A 19,697-nucleotide genomic window follows, 5' to 3' on the forward strand; every position below is an offset into this window, starting at 1 on the left:
AAAGGGGAGGACACCGACGTGCCGATCGAACCGACCGACCTCGATGCCGCCAATGCTCAGCATGAGGACGGCGTCACGCTGTCTCTGTCCGGCGGCGGCTACCGCGCCATGGTGTTTCACATCGGCGCGCTGCTGCGGCTGAACCAAGTCGGGCTGCTCAGCCGCCTGAAGCGGATTTCCAGCGTGTCCGGCGGCTCGATCACGTCAGCCTATCTCGGCCTGCGCTGGAAGGATCTGCAGTTCGACGGCGCCGGCAAGGCGCAAAACTTCGACATTGTCGTCAACGGGCTGCGCAAGATGGCGGACACATCCGTCGACATCGGCGCCGTGATCGGCGGCATCTTCCTGCCGGGCACGATCAGCGACCGCGTCGCAGCGGCCTATGACGACGTTCTGTTCAATGGCAAAAAACTCGCGGATCTGCCCGATGACAGCGGCGGCAAGGCGCCGCGCTTCGTCATCAATGCCACCAACATCCAGTCGGCCGTGCTGTGGCGGTTCTCGCGTCCCTACATGGGCGACTATCGCGTCGGCCTCGTGGATGCCCCGGACGTAGCCCTGGCAACGGCCGTCGCGGCGTCCTCGGCCTTTCCGCCGATCCTCTCGCCGCTCACTCTGCCGATCCGCCAGCCGGTCCGGCCGGTCGAACGCGCCGACCTCGGCCGGCCGCCCTTTACGACCAGCGCGGTGCTCAGCGACGGCGGTGTCTATGACAATCTAGGCCTGGAGACCGTCAAGCGCTTTTCGACGCAGCTGGTCAGCGATGCCGGCCAGAAGATCGAGGCTGAAGAGGATCCGCATCACGACTGGGCACGCCACTCGCTGCGCGTGCTCGACGTCATCGACAACCAGGTGCGGAGCCTGCGCAAGCGCCAGCTCATCGACGCTTATGAGCGTGGCGATCACACCGGGACTTATTGGGGCATCCGTACCAACTTCGCCGACTACAAGCTGACGGCAGATCCGCTCGACTGTCTGCACAGGAAGTCGGCCCCGCTGGCCGCGATCCCGACCCGGCTACAGAAGATGCCACACGACGTCCAGAACCGGCTGATGAATTGGGGTTACGCCATCTGTGACGCGGCGCTGCGGGCGCATATCGACGCAAGCCTGCAGCAGAAGCTCGGCATCCAGATCACCCCGCCAACGGACTTCCCGTTTCCCGGAGGCTACTAATCAGACGTCATCGATCACGAGACTGCAGAGGAAGAGGGCAGGATGACGCATCGACGGCGCTTCGCATGCGACGACGTCACGCCGACCGACGAGGCGCCAGCGCAGCCGCCGCGCGAGATCCCGGAGGACATCTTCTCGACGGCGGAGATTCCGTTTCCGTCGGAGCGGCCGCTGAACGTCTATGCCTTCGATCCCAGCCTCGGCAAGTTCGTCGGCAATCAGATGGTCACGCATGTGCGCTACGAGAGCCTTGAGCCTGGGCCGATCGGCGAACGGTTCGCCGTGATCGATTACGACGGCAGCCAAAAGACGTTCTACAAGCCGGTCAATCTTGACGATCCCAAGCTGCTGATGACCCACGGCCTGACGCCCTCGGAGGCAGACCCGCGGTTTCATCAGCAGATGGTCTACGCGGTGGCGAGCGAGACCTTGCAGCGCTTCGAGTTCGCGCTCGGCCGGCGCGTGCGCTGGCGGACGCGCCTTGACCGCAGCCATGCCCCTGCGCCACGCGGCGCCTCGCGACGCCTCGGTCTGTTTCCGCATGCGATGTGCGAGGCGAACGCATTCTACTGTCCGGACGCGCACGGCATCCTGTTCGGCTACTTCAAGGCCAGCCGCACCAATCCCGGCCGCAACCTGCCGGGTCAGACCGTGTTCACCTGCCTCTCGCACGACATCATCGTGCACGAGACCACGCATGCGATCGTCGACGGCATCCGCGAGCATTTCATGGAGCCGACCAATGTCGATGTCGCGGCCTTCCACGAGGCCTTCGCCGATCTCGCCGCGCTGTTCCTGCACTTCTCCCACAAGGAGGTGCTGGTCGATACGCTGCAGAAGACCGGTGGCAAGCTGTTCGAATACAAGCTCAAGGGCGATGCCGAGCTGGCGCCGGGAGGTACGCCCGCGATCCAGTCGCAGCTCAGCACCGAGAATCCGCTGATCGCGCTGGCGACGCAATTCGGCGAAGCCGCCGGGCGACAATCCAGCCTGCGCAGCGCGCTGATGACCCCCGCGACACCCGACGGCGCCAAGGAGATCTCGACCAAGATCGAGCCGCATGAGCGTGGCGCGATTTTGGTCGCCGCGGTGTTCGATGCGTACTTCACCGTCTACGGCCGCAGAACCTTCGATCTGTTCCGGATCTTTCGCGCCGGCGGCGGCAGTGTCGACAAGGCCGATCTGCCGGCGCCGCTCGCGAACCGACTGGCGATGGAGGCGAGCCGCACGGCGGAAGAGTTCTTCACCATCTGCGCCCGCGCGCTGGACTATTGCCCGCCGGTCGACATCACCTTCGGTGATTTCCTGCGCGCGCTGCTGACCGCGCATCTCGACTACACGCCCGACGATCCCGATCGCATTCGCGATGCCCTGATGCAGGCCTTCCGTTTGCGCGGCATCGTCGCCGAGAACGCAACCGCCTTTTCGGAAGATGCGCTGTTCTGGCCCAAGGTCGTACGCGGCAGCCTGCGCGTGCCCGCCCTGACATTCGGTGATCCGAACGGCCTCACGAAGGAGGAGAAGGACCACAATGGCGACGTGCTACGGGCCTTTGCCGTGACCCATGCCGACAAGCTCGGCTTCGATCCGAAGGCCGGTAAGATCGAGGCGCCATCCTTCCATCCGATGTTTTCCACCGGCAAGGACGGCAAGCTCTATGTCAGCATGGTGGTCGAGCTGGTGCAGACGACGCGGGTGCCGTTCGGCCTCGGCATTCCCGGCACGTTCCCGCTGCGCAACGGGGTCACGCTGCTGATCGCGCAAGATCCGCCCGAGCACGACAAGCGTCCCGACCCGCGGGTGCGCTTCGTCATTCCCAAGCTGTACCGGCCCGAACGAGAGGAGCGGGTGCGCAATTTCTACATCGCGAGCGGGCGCGCGACCACCCAGCCGACCGGACATGATGACGACAAGCGCTTCCGCCTGAATTTCGCGCTGCTCCATGCAGGAGTCTGACATGCCGCGCAGCCATACGACCTCAGCAGCGCCCAGCTCACCGCGACGCAAGCCGGCCAGCCGAGACGCAGCGGTGCGCAAGCGATCTGCGCCAGCAGCGAACGTCGCCGCCTCGCCTGCCCTCCCGGTGAAGGCCGCCAGCGGGCTGCGCGTGCGCATGTACCGCGTCGGCTTCGGCGACTTCTTCCTGCTCAGCGTCCCGACCTCGACCGGCTTAAGCCACATCCTGATCGATTGCGGCGTGCACGCCAAGGACCTCGGCAGCATGCGCGCGGCCGTCACCCAGATGGCCAGGGATTGCGGCAACCGGCTGGCGCTGGTGATCATGACCCATCGGCACGCCGATCACATCTCGGGCTTCGGCAGCTGCGCCGACATCTTCGCGCAGATCGAGGTCGCGCGGGTCTGGATGCCCTGGTTCGAAAACCCTGACAATCCCAGGGCCGCAGCGTTCCAGGCGAGCCTCGTCGCCATGGCCGGTGATCTCGGCCGCCAATTCCGGGCGCGCCTGGCGGCAGGACCTGATCCGGAGGCCGATCAGTTGCTGAGCATGGCCGAGAACATTACCGGCGGTCTCGGCGTCGCAGGCATCGCTGCCAACCAGAAGGCGCTGAACGTGCTGCACGGCGGCTTCAAGGGCCCGCAGCCGGCGCACGATTACTACAAGGCCGGCGATCCGCCGACGCTGCCGCCCGATCTCGCGGCAGCAGGTCTGACTGCCGAGATCCTCGGCCCTCCGATCGACGAGGCCCTGATCGGCCAGATGACCAACAAGAATCAGCAATATCTGGCGGGAGCGACGGAGAGCAGCGACCCGCCCGAACGGCTTAGGCCGTTCGGCAACGCGTTCCGCGGCAAGCGCGAGGACTATGGCGACAAGGCCTTCGCGCCCTATGGCTATGATCGCCTGCTGCGCATGCTCGCGGGCGCGCAGCCCGACGTGCTGGCGGCACAGGCGCAGGCCGCAGACAAGACGCTGAACAATCAGAGCCTCGTCATCCTGTTCTCCTTCGGTGGAAAAAACCTCCTGTTCGCCGGCGATGCGCAATGGGGCAATTGGGAGAACTTCCTGTATGGCGGCGCTTACGGCACGCCGGGCCACACCCAGCTCACCGCCAAAGCGCAGGAGATCCTCGGGAAGATCGACTTCTACAAGGTCGGCCATCACGGCAGCGCCAACGCTACTCCGAAGGACGCGGTAAAGGCCATGCGGATCGGCTGCGTCGGCATGTGCTCGACCCAGGAGCATGCCTACAACGAGGTGCCGCGCGTGCCGCTGCTCGACGCGCTGCGCCAGCGCATGAACGACCAGCTGGCGCGCAGCGACCAGGTCGCGGCCGGCGCCGACGCTCCGGCGAACCCCGATGCCGGTCCGCTGCCGAAGGCGTTCACCGCTCCGGCGCAACAGCTCTTCATCGACTATGACTTCTGACGTCGCGAAGAGCTCAATTCCTGCAGGACCTCCTGCGTCGCGCGGCCGAGCCGCCGCGCGGCGTCGGCGAGATCCTTCGCCGCAAAGCCGGAATAACCGAGGATGAAGCCGTCCGGCCCGCGCTGTAAGATCCGCGCATCCGACAACAGGCGGCATTCGATGCCGGCCCGCTCGCGGATCAGCTTTGCCGCACCTTTCGGGGTCCCAGGCGGCAACGTCGCCAGCAGATGCAGGCCCTGCGCCGGCGCCGAGAGATGCAATGTGCCCTTGGCATGCTTGACGAGCGCCTCGGCGACCACGTCGCGCGCCTGCCGATAACGCGGGCGCATCCGCCGCATGTGGGCTGCGATCACGCCATCGGCCATCAGATCCGCCAGCGCGTCCTGCATGAAGACAGGTGGAAACCGGTCCTGCGCAGCGCGCGCAGCAACCACGCGCGCCACCAAAGCGGGCGGCACCACGAGATAGCCGAGCCGCAAGCCCGCGAACAGCGTCTTGCCGAAGGTGCCGAGATAGATCACGCGCTCGGCGCCGATGCCGGCCAGCGCGGTCAGCGGCGGACCGGCGAAGCGATACTCGCTGTCGTAATCGTCCTCGAAGATATAGGCATCCGCCTTGCGCGCCCAGTCGAGCAAAGCGATACGGCGGGCCATGCTCATCGCGACGCCCGTGGGGAACTGATGCGAGGGCGTGACGTAGACGGCCTTCGCGCGTGCCTCGGCCTTCTCTCCCGCGCTCACCACCAGGCCTTCATCATCGACCGGGACGGGCACCAGCTTCGCTCCCGTGATGCTCAATGTGTGGCGCGAGGCGACATAGCCAGGATCTTCGAACCAGACGGCGTCTCCAGGCTTGAGCAGCGCATCGATGCACAGCCGCAAGCCATGCTGTGTACCGCTCACGATCAGGATGCAGCTCGGGTCACAACGGACGCCGCGATTGGCGGCGAGATAGTGCGCGACTTGCGTGCGCAGATGCAGGCTGCCGCGCGGGTCGCCATAGCCGAGGTCATCGGGCGCCGCGGTTGCGATGCGACGCCGGCTGGCCGCCGCGAGCCGCTTCAGCAGCACAGGATCGACCAGGGTGACTCCGAGCGCGAACGCCCCACGCGAGGGAATGCGGATGTCCAGTTCGGCCACGGGCGCGGCGGTCTGCGGCGCGGGCAGCTGGGCTGCAACAAAGGTGCCGGCGCCATGCCGCGCCTCGACCAGGCCATCGGACAGCAGCGCCTCATAGGCGGCGACGATCGCGTTGCGACGAACGCCGAGCTGTTCGGCCAGGCCGCGCGTCGACGGCAGCCGCAGGCCAGGCGCAAGCAGCCCGTCGACGATGGCCGACCGGAGCGCCGAATGCACCTGCTGCGACTGGCCGCGGATGGCGCGATCGAGCCGGATCGGCAGCGCCAGCACGTCGTCCCGGCGGCGCGAAGTGGTTGCTGGATTTGGCATCGAAGTGGAACTCCCGGCAACCACTTTGCCATGCCATTTCATCGCCGCAAACAGGAGACTGACGATGACCGAGACGACAGCGGCGAGCTATCCCGTCGACGAGACCAACCGCGTGAAGCGCCGCCACGACCGCGGCCACTATGATCATGCCACGGTTCACGCGCTGCTGGATTCGGCTGCGCTCTGCCACGTCGCCTATGTCATCGACGGCCAGCCTTATTGTACGCCGACGCTGTATTGGCGCGAGGGCACCACGCTGTATTGGCATGGGTCGAGCGCAAGCCGCATGCTGCGCAATCTCTCGGAAGGAGAGCCGGCCTGCCTCACGGTCACGCATCTGGACAGTCTGGTTCTGGCGCGCTGCGGCTTCAATCATTCCGCCGACTACCGGTCAGTCATGGCGTTCGGCCACGCCAAGCTGATCGAGGATCTGGCGGAGAAGGAGCGCGCCTTGGTGATGATGGTCGACCGCTTCTTCCCCGGCCGTACCGCGACCTTGCGCCCGAGCACCACGCAGGAGATCAAGGCTACCGCTGTCGTGGCCATGGACATCGAGAAGGCGTCGGCGAAGATCCGCAGCAAGGGTCTTGCCGATGACGAGGAGGACTACGCCTTCCCGACCTATGCGGAGCGCATCCCGGTGCGCACCGTGCTCGGCGCGCCCGAGCCGTGCGACCTGCTGCTGCCCGGCGTCACGCGCCCGGCCACGCTCGCCGGCTTCAGCGCCGGACGGCTGCTCGATGACGCGCTGACGGAAGCGTATGGGATGAGCTATCCGGCGGGATAGTTGCTTGGCGTTTTTCGGCCGTCGATGATGAGAGGCAGCAATCTCGGCAACCACCGTCGTCATCCCGGCGAACGCCGGGATCCATAACCATAGGGAGCGGCTTGAGGCACGAAGGCAACTACCAGCTCGCGCCTCAGGACCGCTGCGGCGTATGGGTCCCGGATCGGCGCCCCGCCGCGCTCCCGCGCGTCAGGGCTTGTCCGGGACGACGGCGGAAATCATCATGCGCAGACGCTCGTGTGGAAGCGTAAACGCTCAGCCAACCCGGCCGTCATCGCGAGCGCCAGCGAAGCGATCCAGGGGCGATAAGACGATCTGGGTGCTAGGCTCGTACTGACGATGTACCGAGCCAAGCCTTACTTCTCGATCATCCTGTTCCAACGCGTATTCCACTCGGGGCGCTTGGCGTTGATGACGTCCCAGTCCAGCGTGATCGCGGTCTTCATGTAGGTGTGGAAGGTCGCGAGCTTCTGCTCGGCGGCCGGGGTCGTCGCTTTCGCCATGGTGTTGGACGGCACGATGTTGCCGGCCGCCAGCGCCTTGGATTGCGCCTCCGGTGACAGCAGATACGCCGCGAGCTTCTGCGCAAGCTCGGCGTCCGAATTGTTGGCGATCACGCATTGCGCAACCATCAGCACGACCGAGCCTTCCTTCGGCTGTGCGTACTCCACCGCAATGCCCTTCTCCTTCAAGGTCGACACCGCCGTCGGCGTCAGCGGGAAGATCGCGGCTTCCCCGGTCTGCACCATCTCGGAGATCTTGGCCGAGTTCGGGATGTACTCCAGAACGTTCTTCCCGATCGTGTCCGGAAACGCCTTGAAGCCCGGCTCGACATTGGCTTCGCTGCCCCCCTTGATGCGGTTGAACATCAGGAAAGCGTGCAGGCCGAAGGTCGAGACCGAGGCCGACTGGAACACGACCTTGTCCTTGTATTTGAGATCAGCGAGATCGAGCCACGAGGTCGGGGCCGCCCAGCCCTTCTCGTCGAACAGCTTCTTGTTGTAGGCCAAGCCTGTCATGCCGATGTCGATGCCCGCGGCGATGTCGTCCTTCAGCCGCGCGAACGGCTCGAGCTGATTCAGCGCCTCGCTCGGCTTGAGCTTCTCGCACAGGCCGAGACCGGCGGCGCGGATCATCACGCCGTCGTCGAGAAACATCACATGCATCTGCGGCTTGTCTTTGGCCGCGATCGCCTTAGCGAGGATCTCCGAGGACGTGCCGGGCACGACGACGATCTTGACGTCGTTGGCCTTCTCGAAGTCGGGAAATACCGCCTGGGTGTAGGTGCGCTCGAAATTGCCGCCGTTCATGCCGACATAGAGCGTCTTGGTCTCCGCATGCGCAACTGATGTGGCGAGCATGAGTGAAAGGGCTGAGCAGAGCGCGGCGCGAGCATGGATCATGGCGAAATCTCCTTATCCTGTCGTCGTTGGGTAGGGAGCATCGCCCGGCTGCGATGCGGGTGAGAAACGGGTGATCGCGAAGGCGTCGATCGGAGTCGCAGTCCGGCCATCGCGCACCAGCTCGGCGAGCACTTCGCCGACACCAGGCGCGATCTGGAAGCCGGCGCCGGAGAAGCCGAAGGCGTGGATGAGTCCTGGTGTCGTCGCGCTCGGCCCGATCACCGGATTGCGGTCGGGCATCGTGGCCTCGGTGCCGCTCCAGAACCGGATCGCCTGCGCGTGGCGCAACGGGCCGAACAGCTCGCTGGCGCGCTGCATGATCGTGAGCGCGCCGTCGCTGCGCGGGCGCGAGTAATCGGGATCGGCAAGCGGCGCGGCGCGTTCGCCGCCGACCACCACGTTGCCGCGCGTCACCTGCCTCGCATAGATGCCGCCGCCCTCGATGCCGATATTGACGGTGAGGAACGGATCGAGCGGCTCGGTCACGATCATCGACGGATAGGTGCGCTCCAGCGGCACTGTCTCGCCGAATGCGGCCGCAAAACTGTCGGCCCAGGCGCCGGCGCTGTTGATCAGCGTGCGCGCTTTGATGGTGACGTCACCGGCTTCCAGTGTAAAGCCCTCGAATGTTCGGGTGGCGCCAACCACGTTCGTATTTTCCAGCACCTCAGCTCCGGCGCGGCGAGCTGCTACCGCAAAGGCGGTCGCAACCAGCCGCGGATTGGCGTGGCCATCACCGGAACAGAACGAGCCGCCCATGACGCCGCCGCCGATGCCGAAGCGTTCGCTCAGCTGATTGTGGCCGACGAGTTCGAGATCGAGCCCGAAGGCTGCGACCTCGGCGGCATAGCGCTCCAGGCTCGCCATGTCCTCAGGCGTCCGCGCCAGCTTGAGATGGCCGGAGCGCAGGAATTCGCCATCGATGCCAATCAGCTGCTTGAGCCGCGGCCAGATCGCGTGCGAGCGTTGCGACAATGGCAATTGTTCGGGCGGTCGGCCCTGCCGGCGCACACCGCCATAGTTGACGCCGCTCGCCTGCGCGCCGCAAAAGCCCTTGTCGAGCAGCGTGACGGAAAAACCCATTCCGCGCAGCGCCAGCGCCGCGGAGCTGCCGACCAGCCCGCCGCCGATGATCGCGACATCGCAGTCAATGCGCCGGGTCATGCTGCCTCTCGTCGGTTGACAGACTGACGGCCAAAGGGATCGGCTTGATCGGCGCTTGCGCGCGCAGCCGGCCGACCGCGCCGATGTCACGCCGCGCCTGCGCCGCGAGCAGCTCGGCCGCAGCCGCGCCGCACATGCGGCCCTGGCAGCGGCCCATGCCGATACGCGTCACCGCTTTCAGTCGATTCATTTCGGTGAGTGCAAAATCGTCGATCGCGCGCCGCGCCTCGCCCGCGCTGATCTCCTCGCAACGGCAGAGCAGCGTGTCGTCGGCAATGCCGTCGGCCCAATGCGCCGGAAAGGGAAAGGCAGCTTCGAGGGCGTCGCGCAGACGGTCAATCCTCGCGAGCGTGTGTTCGAGCGCCGTGGCCCGCGCGGCGTCATGCGGCAGGCCACGATCTTCCAGCAGCGCCAGCGCGGCGCGCTCGCCGGCCGCTTCCGCCGCGTCGGCGCCGGCGATGCGCGCGCCGTCGCCGGCGAGGTAGACGCCCGCGACACTGCTGCGGCCGCTGGCATCGCGCACAGGCAGATGCGCGCGGTCGCGGGACTTGAAGCGGAAGGCACAGCCGGCGAGATCGGCGGCCTGTGTCTCCGAACGCAGGTTCAGGCCATAGCCGACCCCATCGCAGGCGATCGTATGCTCACGTCCGCCGGCCCGATAGAGGATGCGTGCAACCCGGCGCTCGCCTTCGAGGCGAAGAGCGGAGACGCCGAGTTGCACGCGCGTGCCGCGCAGCGCCAGCTCCGCCGCCATGCGTATGCCGCGCAGCACGATATCAGGCGCGAGCGGCAGCGCGCGCAGCAAATTGAGTTTCGCCGACAGCGGCGCTGCGTCGAGCACGGCCGCGACGTCGACGCCGGCTTTCATATATTGCCAGGCGACGAGATAGAGCAGCGGGCCGGAGCCGGCGAACACCACGCGCCGGCCAATCGCGCAGCCCTGCGCCTTCAGCGCGATTTGCGCGCCACCGAGCGTGAACACGCCGGGCAAGGTCCAGCCGGGAATCGGCAGCACGCGATCGGTCGCGCCGGTCGCGAGGATCAGGCCGTCATAGCTTACGCGGTGATTGACGCCGTCGCAGAGAAGATCGGCGGCACCGTCGCGCAGATTCCACAACAATGTATTCGGCCGGTAGTCGACATCGTTGCCGAGCGCCGCGAAGTCGCGATGCAGCCGGGTCGCCTTCGCAACCTCCGAGCCGTAACGCGCCTCGGCATCGCGGCCATCCGAAGCGAGCGGCTGACGATAGATCTGGCCACCGCAGGCGTGGCCTTCGTCAACGACGATCGGCCGCAGGCCTGCGGCGGCGAGTGTGATCGCGGCGCGGATGCCGCCCGGGCCGGCGCCGAGGATCAAAGGCGGTGCGCGCTCAGCCATGGCTGCGCCTCCGCTGCGTGATGATGTGCATGCCCTCCGTGAGCGGAGTCGTGCAGGCGCGCAGACGCTCGCCGGTGTCGAGTTGCACCCAGCAATCCTGGCACGCGCCCATCTGGCAGAAGCCGGCGCGGGGCGCGCCGGAGAACTCGCTGTGGCGCAGCTGCTCGCCGTGGCAGAGCACGGCCGTCAACACCGTATCGCCCGCGCGGCCCTCGCAGGGCACGCCGTCGATGGTGAAGAAGATCACCGGGCTTTTGGTGCGGACGAGGCGATGCAGCAACGGCATGTGTCAGCCCTGGCCTACGAGGATCTTGTCGAGGCCGAAGATGCGATCGAGCAGCAACATCGCGGCTGCCGTGACGGCGATCATCAGGGCCGACACCGCGGCCATCATTGGGTCGATCGACTCGGTCGCGTACATGTACATGCGGACCGGCAGCGTGACGGTGGCAGGCGAAGTGATGAAGATCGACATCGTGAGCTCGTCGAAGGAATTGATGAAGGCGAGCAGCCAGCCGCCGGTGATGCCGGGAAGGATCATCGGCACGGTGATGCGTCGGAACACGATCCAGCTGGACGCGCCTAGCGTCACCGCCGCCTGCTCGGCGCTGCGGTCGAGGCCGGAGAGCGCCGCCAGGACGAGCCGGAGCACATAGGGCGTGACGACGACGATGTGACCTGCGGTCAACCAGACGAGGCTGCCGGTGGCGCCGAGCAGCGCGAACAGCCGCAACAGCGCGACGCCGAGCACGAGATGCGGAATCATCAGCGGCGACAGGAACAGCGCGTTCAGCGCCGCCCGGCCACGGAAGTCGTAGCGGTCGAGCGCGAGGCCGGCGGCGACCGCGAGCACCACGGCGATCGTCGCCGCTGTTGCTGCGACCCACAGGCTGTTGAGGAAGGAGGCGACGAAGTCCGGATGCGCGAACACCGCCGTGAACCAGCGCAGCGAAAATTGCGTCGTCGGCAGGGTCAGCGTGTTCGCGGGCGTGAACGCGACGAGGCAGATCACGATCAGCGGCGCCAGCACGAAGCCGACGACGAGGGTGTGAAACAGCAATGCGATCGGACCGTTGCGGTGCATGCCGTTCACCCCAACGTCCGCCGCGCGCGGGCCTCGACCACGCGCTGATAGGCCAGCATGATGACGAGGTTGATGACCAGCACCAGGATCGCGATGGCCGCGCCGAGCGGCCAGTTCAGCTCGTGCATGTATTCGTCATAGACCAGGGTCGCCGCCATCTTCAGCCGGCGGCCGCCGAGCAGCGCGGGGATCGCGAAGGCCGAGGCCGAGAGCCCGAACACGACGAGGCTGCCGGACAGCACCCCCATCGTGACCTGCGGCAGCACCACGCGGCGCAGCGCGGTGAAACGCGAGGCGCCGAGCGTCCAGGCGGCGGCTTCGACCATCGGGTCGAGCTTCTGCAGCGAGGTCCACACCGGGATCACCATGAACGGCAGCATGACGTGAACCAGCGCGATCACGATCGCGGTCTCGGTGTAGAGGATCTTGATCGTGCCCAGGCCGAGCGCGCGGAACGCTTCGTTGACGAGGCCGGTGGGACCGAGCAGCATGCTCCAGCCGAACGCACGCACCACGACCGAGACCAGCAGCGGACCGATGATCGCGAGCAGGAAGATCGAGCGCCAGGGCTCGCGCATGCGCGACAGGATGTAGGCCTCGGGCGCGCCGATCACGGCGCAGATCAAGGTCGTCAGCGCTGATAGCCGCAAGGTGCGCCAGAAGATGTTGAGGAAGTAGCTGTCGGTGAGGATGGCGATGTAATGCGCCAGCGTGGTCTCGTCCTTGACGCCGGTCGCGGTGTCGTAGACATGGAACGAGAGGATAAAGGTAAGCGCGAGCGGCATGACGACGAGCGCGGTGAACAGCAGCGCGCCGGGCGCGGCGAGCAGCCAGGGCGTTGTGCCGGCGCGTGCGCTGCTCATGTCGGCTGTGCTCCCTCCGGCTTGGCGGCCTTTGCGCTGGATTTGCTCCAATCCAGCCCGACCGGATCGCCCTCGCGCGCCGGCTCCTCGCCGGCATTGGGCAGGGACACGCCGATCAGTCCGGCATCGGTCTCGACGGTGAAGAACCACGCGCTACCGAGGAAGAAGCGCGCCTTGACGCGGCCGTCGAGCACGCCGGCGCCGGGCGAGGTCAGCGCGATCTTTTCTGGTCGGATCGCCAGCACGGCGGCAGCGCCATCGGCGAGACCCGCGCCGTCGCACGGCAGCACGCGGCCGTTGCTTTCGATGCCGCTGTGACGCCAGACGCCGGGCAGCCGGTTCATCTTGCCGACGAAGGAGGAGATGAACGGCGTCGCCGGATTCTCATACAGCCGGTATGGCGCGTCGACCTGCATGATGCGGCCCTGCTCCATCACGACGACGCGGTCGCTCATCGACAGCGCCTCGCCCTGGTCGTGCGTCACCATGATCGTGGTGGTGCCGACGCGCTGCTGGATGCCGCGCAGCTCGAACTGCATCTCCTCGCGCAGCTTGGCATCGAGGTTGGACAAGGGCTCATCGAGCAGCAGGACCGGCGGATCGATGACGAGCGCGCGCGCCACCGCGACGCGCTGGCGCTGGCCGCCGGAGAGCTGGCGGGGATAGCGGTCGGCGAGCGCCGCGAGTTGCACCAGCGCCAGCGCCTGCCTGACGCGCGTGTCGCGCTCTGCGCGCGGCACCTTGCGCATCTCCAGTCCGAAGGACACGTTCTGCGCCACCGTCATGTGCGGAAACAGCGCGTAGCTCTGGAACACGATGCCGAGGCCGCGGCGGTCGGGCTTCTCATGGGTGATGTCGCGGCCGTCGAGGGTGATGCGGCCCGCAGTCGGCTCGACCAGGCCGGCGATCATCTGCAGCGTCGTGGTCTTGCCGCAGCCGGACGGGCCGAGCAGCGAGATGAACTCGCCCTTGGCGACACTGAGAGTGACGTCGCTGACCGCAGCGGCCTCGCCATAGTGCTTCGTCAGACCGTCCAGCGTCAGGAAACCCATGCATCCTCGCGCGGGAGGCTCCCTGCCATTGCCCGGAAGTGGCCGCCCTGGACGGATTTCACGTCGGGCGGCGACCAACCGTCAATCATGAATTCCGGTATCCTGAATTTATCTCACCTAAATTCTGCTATATGAAATCATGAACCAATTCGCTCCTTCCGTTTTTCGCTGAGGCAGATGACGACCGCCGATACCGACTCCACATCAAGCCTGCGACGGGCTCTGAAACTGCTGCGGGTGCTCGCCGAAGGCGATCCCGAGGGGCTGCGGCTCAAGGACATCGCCGAGGCCGCCGGCTGCAGCCAGCCGACCGCACATCGCATGCTCGCCGACCTAACAGCCGAAGGCTTCGCCGAACAGGCCGCCGGCAAGCGCTATCGCCTTGCCCTCGACTTCTACGTGCTCGCCGCCCGCGCCGGGCAGGCCAGCGGATTGCGCGACGCGGCACGGCCAGCGCTGCTGCGACTGTCGGCCACCCTGAGCGACACGATCTTCCTGCTGGTGCGCAACGGCTTCGATGCGGTATGCCTCGATCGCGTCGAGGGGCCGTTTCCGATCCGCTCCTTCACCGGTGACATCGGCGGCAAGGTCCCGCTCGGCCTCGGCCAGGGCAGCCTCGCCATTCTCGCCAATCTGCGGGAAGACGAGCAGGAGGCGGTGATCCGGTTTAACATCCCGCGCCTGCTCGACCGCGGCTTCCTCGACGAAGCCTCGCTGCGCAGCGCCCTGGCGCAGGCACGCGCACAAGGCTGGGTCAACACCAGCACGGGCCTCATTCCAGGCATGGCCGGCGTCGGCGTACCCGTGCTCGACGCGCAGGGCCGCGCGGTTGCGGCCCTGAGCGTCGGGACATTGGCGGAGCGGTTGAATGCCGATAGACTGCCGCATGTCGTGAAGATCCTGCAAGGCGAAGCACAGGCGCTCGCCGGCAAGCTCAACCCGTTCGACGTCGCGTTGCGCTATCCATCGCGCAGCCTGAGCACGATCGGCGGGAGCTGATCAAGCAGCGGTCGGGGCCTCATGGTTCGAGACGCGCCGCGAGCGGCGCTCCTCACCATGAGGGGAGAAATCTCGCCGGGGAGTTCAGCCCTCGTCCTGAGGAGCCCGCGCGAGCGGGCGTCTCGAAGGACGGCCGCGGGCACCATGCCTGCTCACGCTGCTCCTTCTCCGACAGTTCATGCCGTTACGTCACCCACTCCGCCCGAATGCCGCGCGGCGCGTCTCTGCTCTCGGGCTCGCGCCAGGAGAACGTGAACAGCCCCGCTGGTTCGACCTGCTCCAGCTCGGCGCGGACGATGTCGCGCGCGATGACGACGATGAAGGACGCGGGCGGATTGTCGGCCGTCAGCTGCCGTGGCGGCGAGAATACTGTGCCGACGCTCTCGACGAGCAGCGGCCGCGGTGCCTCGGGCACCTTCACCAGGCCCTTGATGCGCAGCAGGCGTTCGCCGAGACGGCCGGCGACATTGTCGAGCCAGCTGGCGAGATCTGCGTACACGATATCGGCCAGCGGGCGAACGAGACAGAGCGCGAGGCGCGGATGTGCGGCAGCCAAAGCGGGCGCGACCTCGCGCAGCGGCGGTGCTGATGACAACGGCGCAAAGGCCGCCGACACGGCCATGGCACGATCGGCATCGACGATGGCCTCGGCCACCGGATTGAGCTGCGCGATCGCAACCGGCGCTCCAGCAAGCGCTTCCGGCGCGAGATCGCCTTTGGTTGCCACGATGCGGTGCGCTGCCGCCCATTGCGCTGCGGCTTCCTCGAACGTAGCAACATCCAATCCGCGTGTGAGATCGTAGGTCGCGACCACGGCGACGCGCATGCGGTGCTCGGCCAAGGTCGCGAGCTGACGCAGCACCGGGCCGGGCATCGACAGGCCGGAGGTCTCCAGGATGATCCGGCGCAACGGCGGCAGGCCGTCGGGTCGCGGCGCCATGATCAGGCGGTCGATGGTGAAGGCGAGATCGCTGCCGACCTGGCAGCAGACGCAGCCGTTCGACAGCATCGCCATCGGCACATCATCACCGCTCTCGCGCAACAGCACGCCGTCGAGCCCGACCTCGCCGGCTTCGTTGACGATGATGGCGGTGTCGGCCGCCGTCTCTACGCTGAGCACATCGCGCAACAGCGTCGTCTTGCCCGAGCCGAGGAAGCCGGTGAGGACGAAGAAGTCGATTGTCACGGCGCTCATGGCGCCGCGGCATCCTTGTCACTATCTTTGGTGGCGTATTTCTCCGGCACGTCGCTCTCCCAGCTGGCCTTCACCAGCTCGCGCACGTCGGCCAGCAATTCTTCCGTGTCGTAGATGATGCCGTCCTTGATGGTGTATTTCAGGCCCCGATGCCATTCGACGGCGTTGGTGGCGTCGTTGAAGCGCATCGCGCCGGTGCCGTAGAGCAGCTTGAAGTCGGTCAGCGGATTGTGGTCGTGCACCAGCAGGTCGGCGCGCATCCCGACGTCGACCGTGCCGATCTCATTCTCCAGGCCGCACAGCGCAGCACCCTGCGAGGTCGCCGAGCGGATCACCTCGAGCGGATGGAAGCCGGCTTCCTGCAGCAGCTCCAGTTCACGAACATAGCCGAAGCCGAAGATCTGGTAGATGAAGCCGGAATCCGAGCCGGTGCAGACGCGGCCACCGCGGTTCTTGTACTCGTTGATGAAGGCCATCCACAGACGGTAGTTCTCCTTCCACTCGATCTCGTTCTGGGTCGACCAGCGATACCAGTACGAGCCGTGCCCGCCGCGCTGCGGCGTGAAGTAGTCCCACATCGACTTCCAGGTGTACTCCTTGTGCCAATAGGCCTGGCGCGCCCGCATCAGGTCACGGTTGGCGTCGTAGATGGTGAAGGTCGGCACGAAGGTGAAGCCGATCTCCAGAAACTGCTCCAGCACCTCGTTCCACTTCGCCGAGCCCGGCTCGGCGCCCTGGCGGAACATCTGGCCCGAGACCGAGAAACGGAAATATTCGTCAGTGTAGTTGTAGTCGAGCGGGAAGTTCTGGACGACGCGATCCTCGAACAGCGCCTCCGGCAGGCCGTAATAATGCTCGGCGCTGGTCAGGCCCCATTTCGCCGTGGTCAGTGCGTTCATGCGCGACACCGCCATCTGGGCGTGGTGGCAGCCGGTGCGCAGGCCGATCTGCTTGCACTCGTCGAGCGCGGCTTCCATGATCGCGGGCGGTGCGCCGAAGAACTTGATGCCGTCGGCGCCGCGCTCCTTCACCGCGCGCAGCCACTCCCGCCCCTGCTCCGGCGTGTAGATCGTCTTGACCATGTCGTTGACGGCCGGGAAGTAGGCATAGGCGAGCAGCCGCGGCGCGGCGATCGTATTCTCCTCGGCGCGCTGCTTCTGGTCGAGCATCCAGGACAGGCCGTTCATCGAGCCCATCTCGCGCACCGTGGTGACGCCATGCGCCAGCCAGAGCTTGTAGACGTAGTCGACCGGCGGCACCCAGCCATTGGCGGAGTGATAGGCGACGCCAGCATGGGCGTGACAGTCGACGAAGCCCGGCGTCACCCATTTGCCGCGGCAGTCGATCTCGTGATCGGCCGGCTCGCCGGTCTTGCCGGCATAGCCGTAACCGACGACCTTCTTGATGCTGACGATGCGGCCATTCTCGACGATGATGTCCACCGGACCGATCGGCGGCGCGCCGGTGCCGTCGATCACGGTCGCGCTGCGCAGCGCCAGCCGCTTGAACGGCCCGATGCCGCGATCACGCGTCGTCGCCTTCGGCACGATCGGCGCCGCACCCTTGTTCCGGATGAAGGCGAGCTCATCGCCCGGCAGTGTGGCTTGGTCGGTCATGCCTGCGTATCCTCGTTGTCGAAGCGTAGGGTGGGCAAAGGCGCGCCCCTCCCTCATATTTTGTGGTCGCTACCCGACCGCGCCGTGCCCACCATTTCACGGCGAGACTACCGTCGTCACGGTGGGCACGTCGCTCCAAGCGATGCGTCGCATCGCTCGGAACGCCTTTGCCCACCCTACGAAAATGCACACGCCCTCACCCCGTCCGATACTTCCGCGCGAACGCGACGCTGCCGAACACGGTGAAGGCCATGGTCACCGCGAGCAGCATGAAGGCGAGCGCGGCGCCCATGGGCCAGTTGTTGCCGCGCACGAATTGATCGTACACCGCGGGCGCCATCATCTTGAATCGCGGGCCGCCGAGAAGCACCGCCGTTGCATAGGTGTTCATGCACAAAACGAACACCAGGATCGAGCCGGCGGCCACCCCCGGGCCGGACAGCGGCAGGATCACCCGCCAGAACACCCGCGCGCCGGAGGCGCCGAGATTGGCGGCGGCGTATTCCAGATCGCGCGGAATGCTCTCGATCACGGCCGAGAGCGTCAGGATCATGTAGGGCAGCACCACCGCGATGATGCCGATGATCACCGCCTTGGTCGTGAACATGATCTCGAGCGGCGTCGAGATCAGGCCGAGCTTCAGCAGGCTGGCGTTGACGAGGCCGTCACGCGCGAACAGCGCCATCCAGCCGGCCGAGCGCACGACGTTGCCGACCAGCAGCGGGAACAAGGTCGCGATCACGACCAGGCTCTTCCAGCGGCTCTCCATGCGTCCGAGCCAATAGGCCGCCGGAAACGCCAGGATCAGCGTGAGCAAGGTGCACAGCAGCGCGATGCCGAGCGTCGCCAGGATGATCTGCTGGTAGTAAGGATCGGTCGCGGCCTTGATGTAGTTGTCCGGCGACAGCGCCTGCACCATCAGCTGGGTCGGGCTGAACTGGTTGAGCGAGATCCGGAACATCAGGATCATCGGCCCGATCAGCAGCGCCAGGACCAGGAGACAGGCAGGGACGATCAGCAGCGCCATCGCGCGAGCTCCGATTGCAGATGAGCGGCCGATCGGCCGCGTGCTCCCGCGGCCGAGGCCGCAGGAGCGATGAGACAAGGCTCAGGCCTTGAACTCCTTGTTCCAGAAGTCGAGCGTGCGCTGCGAGCGTCCGGCGGCATAGGCGTAGTCCGGCTTCAGCAGCCGCGCGCGCTCGGCCTCGGTGAGGCTGACCTGCTTGGCGAGATCCTCCGGCAGCGGCGCGTCGGTGACGGTCGGGACGTAGCCCATCTTGTCGGCGAAGCCGCCTTGCGCCTTGGCGTCGAGCATCGCGTCGAGATAGGCGAAGCCGCCGGCCTTGTTCTTGGCGTTCTTCGGCACCGACGCCTGGAACACGATCGCCGGCGTACCTTCCTTCGGCACGACATGGGCGAGCGGAATGCCGGACTTCTTCCACATGAAGCCGCGGGCGAGCCACATCGTGGTGATCCAGACCTCCTCCGACTTCAGCGCCGCCGCCAAGGCCTCGTTCGACGGATAGATCTTCACGTCGAGCGAGCGCCATTCCATCAGCTTCTTCTCGGCCGGATCGAGATTGCTGACGCCGCCGCCGCCGGCGAGCGCCGCGGCCAGCGTGTTGTTGGGATAGAGAATGTCGGCGAGGCCGATCTTGCCGCGCCATTTCGGATCCCAGAGATCGGCGAAGGATTGCGGCGGCGTCTTCACCTGGTTGGTGTTGTAGAGGATGACCTGCGCCGAATAGATGTGCGGGATCGCGATCTCGCTTCTGAGCTCCGGGAACACCTTGTCGAGCCGCTTCACCTGCGCCGCGTCGATCTTCTCGAACACGTCGGACTGCGAGACGATGTAGGCGTCGTTGTCGGACAGGCAGGAGACGTCCATCGAGCCGCGGCGGCTCTGCCGCTCGGCGAGCAGCTTGGTCTTGCGCGGATCGGCATTGGCGACGTCCTGCACGATCTCAAACCCCTTCGGCGTCATGATCGGCTTGTCGATGATGTCGGAGAGCAGCTGGCCGTAGTCGCCGCCCCAGGTGCCGACCACGACCTGCCCGCCCTCGGCGCGGGCCGTCGGCATGCCGGAGGCCAGCGCGGCCATGCCGGCGCTGGCGGAGAGAAAGTGACGTCGCGAAATCATGGGA

General features: G+C 66.4%; 17 protein-coding genes. 5 read left to right on the plus strand and 12 right to left on the minus strand.

From position 1 onward, the window contains the following. Positions 1-18: 18 nt before the first annotated feature. The 3 genes from BRAD285_RS26310 to BRAD285_RS26320 all read left to right on the plus strand — a co-directional run bounded on the left by BRAD285_RS26310 (position 19) and on the right by BRAD285_RS26320 (position 4,564). Positions 19-1,176 (plus strand): patatin-like phospholipase family protein, encoded by a 1,158-nt coding sequence (locus BRAD285_RS26310; protein WP_006609449.1) that lies wholly within the window; start codon positions 19-21, stop codon positions 1,174-1,176. A 42-nt stretch (positions 1,177-1,218) separates the two neighbouring features. Then, positions 1,219-3,132 carry a hypothetical protein gene (locus tag BRAD285_RS26315; RefSeq protein ID WP_006609450.1) on the plus strand — a complete coding sequence of 638 codons (1,914 nt, stop codon included), beginning with the start codon at positions 1,219-1,221 and terminating at the stop codon, positions 3,130-3,132. 127 nt (positions 3,133-3,259) lie between these two features. After that, positions 3,260-4,564 carry a hypothetical protein gene (locus tag BRAD285_RS26320; RefSeq protein WP_006609451.1) on the plus strand — a complete coding sequence of 435 codons (1,305 nt, stop codon included), beginning with the start codon at positions 3,260-3,262 and terminating at the stop codon, positions 4,562-4,564. On the opposite strand, the gene BRAD285_RS26325 is transcribed toward BRAD285_RS26320, so the two are convergent. Continuing rightward, the gene (locus BRAD285_RS26325) at positions 4,552-6,012 is read right to left on the minus strand and encodes a PLP-dependent aminotransferase family protein (protein ID WP_006609452.1); all 1,461 of its coding nucleotides are present in this window, start codon (positions 6,010-6,012) and stop codon (positions 4,552-4,554) included. The two genes, BRAD285_RS26320 and BRAD285_RS26325, sit on opposite strands and share 13 nt — an antisense overlap. A gap of 64 nt (positions 6,013-6,076) precedes the next feature. Here BRAD285_RS26325 and BRAD285_RS26330 point away from each other — a divergent pair, with 64 nt between their 5' ends. After that, positions 6,077-6,799, plus strand: a complete 723-nt coding sequence (locus BRAD285_RS26330) for a pyridoxamine 5'-phosphate oxidase family protein (RefSeq protein ID WP_006609453.1) — start codon at positions 6,077-6,079, stop codon at positions 6,797-6,799. 356 nt (positions 6,800-7,155) lie between these two features. Here BRAD285_RS26330 and BRAD285_RS26335 read toward each other — a convergent pair whose 3' ends face one another. Genes BRAD285_RS26335 through BRAD285_RS26365 form a run of 7 tightly spaced genes read right to left on the minus strand, consistent with a single transcriptional unit; the run spans position 7,156 to position 13,743 of the window. Beyond that, complete coding sequence (locus BRAD285_RS26335) at positions 7,156-8,202, minus strand: ABC transporter substrate-binding protein (RefSeq protein WP_006609454.1); 1,047 nt, start codon at positions 8,200-8,202, stop codon at positions 7,156-7,158. A gap of 12 nt (positions 8,203-8,214) precedes the next feature. Beyond that, the gene (locus tag BRAD285_RS26340) at positions 8,215-9,366 is read right to left on the minus strand and encodes an FAD-binding oxidoreductase (protein ID WP_006609455.1); all 1,152 of its coding nucleotides are present in this window, start codon (positions 9,364-9,366) and stop codon (positions 8,215-8,217) included. Beyond that, on the minus strand, positions 9,350-10,744 hold the full coding sequence (locus BRAD285_RS26345; protein WP_006609456.1) for an NAD(P)/FAD-dependent oxidoreductase: 1,395 nt from the start codon (positions 10,742-10,744) through the stop codon (positions 9,350-9,352). The genes BRAD285_RS26340 and BRAD285_RS26345 overlap by 17 nt, the downstream gene beginning before the upstream one ends. After that, entirely contained in the window at positions 10,737-11,030 is a 294-nt protein-coding gene (locus BRAD285_RS26350) for a (2Fe-2S)-binding protein (protein ID WP_006609457.1), read from the minus strand. Before BRAD285_RS26350 ends, BRAD285_RS26345 begins: the two co-directional genes overlap by 8 nt. A gap of 3 nt (positions 11,031-11,033) precedes the next feature. Then, entirely contained in the window at positions 11,034-11,828 is a 795-nt protein-coding gene (locus tag BRAD285_RS26355; RefSeq protein WP_035644526.1) for an ABC transporter permease, read from the minus strand. A gap of 5 nt (positions 11,829-11,833) precedes the next feature. Continuing rightward, on the minus strand, positions 11,834-12,691 hold the full coding sequence (locus BRAD285_RS26360) for an ABC transporter permease (protein ID WP_006609459.1): 858 nt from the start codon (positions 12,689-12,691) through the stop codon (positions 11,834-11,836). Then, on the minus strand, positions 12,688-13,743 hold the full coding sequence (locus BRAD285_RS26365) for an ABC transporter ATP-binding protein (protein WP_006609460.1): 1,056 nt from the start codon (positions 13,741-13,743) through the stop codon (positions 12,688-12,690). Before BRAD285_RS26365 ends, BRAD285_RS26360 begins: the two co-directional genes overlap by 4 nt. A gap of 177 nt (positions 13,744-13,920) precedes the next feature. Between BRAD285_RS26365 and BRAD285_RS26370 the strand changes: the two genes are divergently transcribed. Further along, positions 13,921-14,742, plus strand: a complete 822-nt coding sequence (locus BRAD285_RS26370) for an IclR family transcriptional regulator (RefSeq protein ID WP_006609461.1) — start codon at positions 13,921-13,923, stop codon at positions 14,740-14,742. Between the two features lie 184 nt (positions 14,743-14,926). On the opposite strand, the gene BRAD285_RS26375 is transcribed toward BRAD285_RS26370, so the two are convergent. From BRAD285_RS26375 to BRAD285_RS26390, 4 genes are all read right to left on the minus strand, one after another. Then, positions 14,927-15,937, minus strand: a complete 1,011-nt coding sequence (locus tag BRAD285_RS26375) for a GTP-binding protein (RefSeq protein ID WP_035644516.1) — start codon at positions 15,935-15,937, stop codon at positions 14,927-14,929. Beyond that, complete coding sequence (locus BRAD285_RS26380) at positions 15,934-17,553, minus strand: amidohydrolase family protein (RefSeq protein ID WP_006609463.1); 1,620 nt, start codon at positions 17,551-17,553, stop codon at positions 15,934-15,936. Before BRAD285_RS26380 ends, BRAD285_RS26375 begins: the two co-directional genes overlap by 4 nt. Positions 17,554-17,749: 196 nt before the next feature. Next, entirely contained in the window at positions 17,750-18,580 is an 831-nt protein-coding gene (locus BRAD285_RS26385; protein ID WP_006609464.1) for an ABC transporter permease, read from the minus strand. 81 nt (positions 18,581-18,661) lie between these two features. Then, positions 18,662-19,693: a PotD/PotF family extracellular solute-binding protein gene (locus BRAD285_RS26390; RefSeq protein ID WP_006609465.1), complete on the minus strand. Its 1,032-nt coding sequence runs from the start codon at positions 19,691-19,693 to the stop codon at positions 18,662-18,664. Positions 19,694-19,697 lie beyond the last annotated feature (4 nt).

It is taken from the genome of Bradyrhizobium sp. ORS 285 (assembly GCF_900176205.1).
In the GTDB taxonomy this organism is placed as follows: domain Bacteria; phylum Pseudomonadota; class Alphaproteobacteria; order Rhizobiales; family Xanthobacteraceae; genus Bradyrhizobium.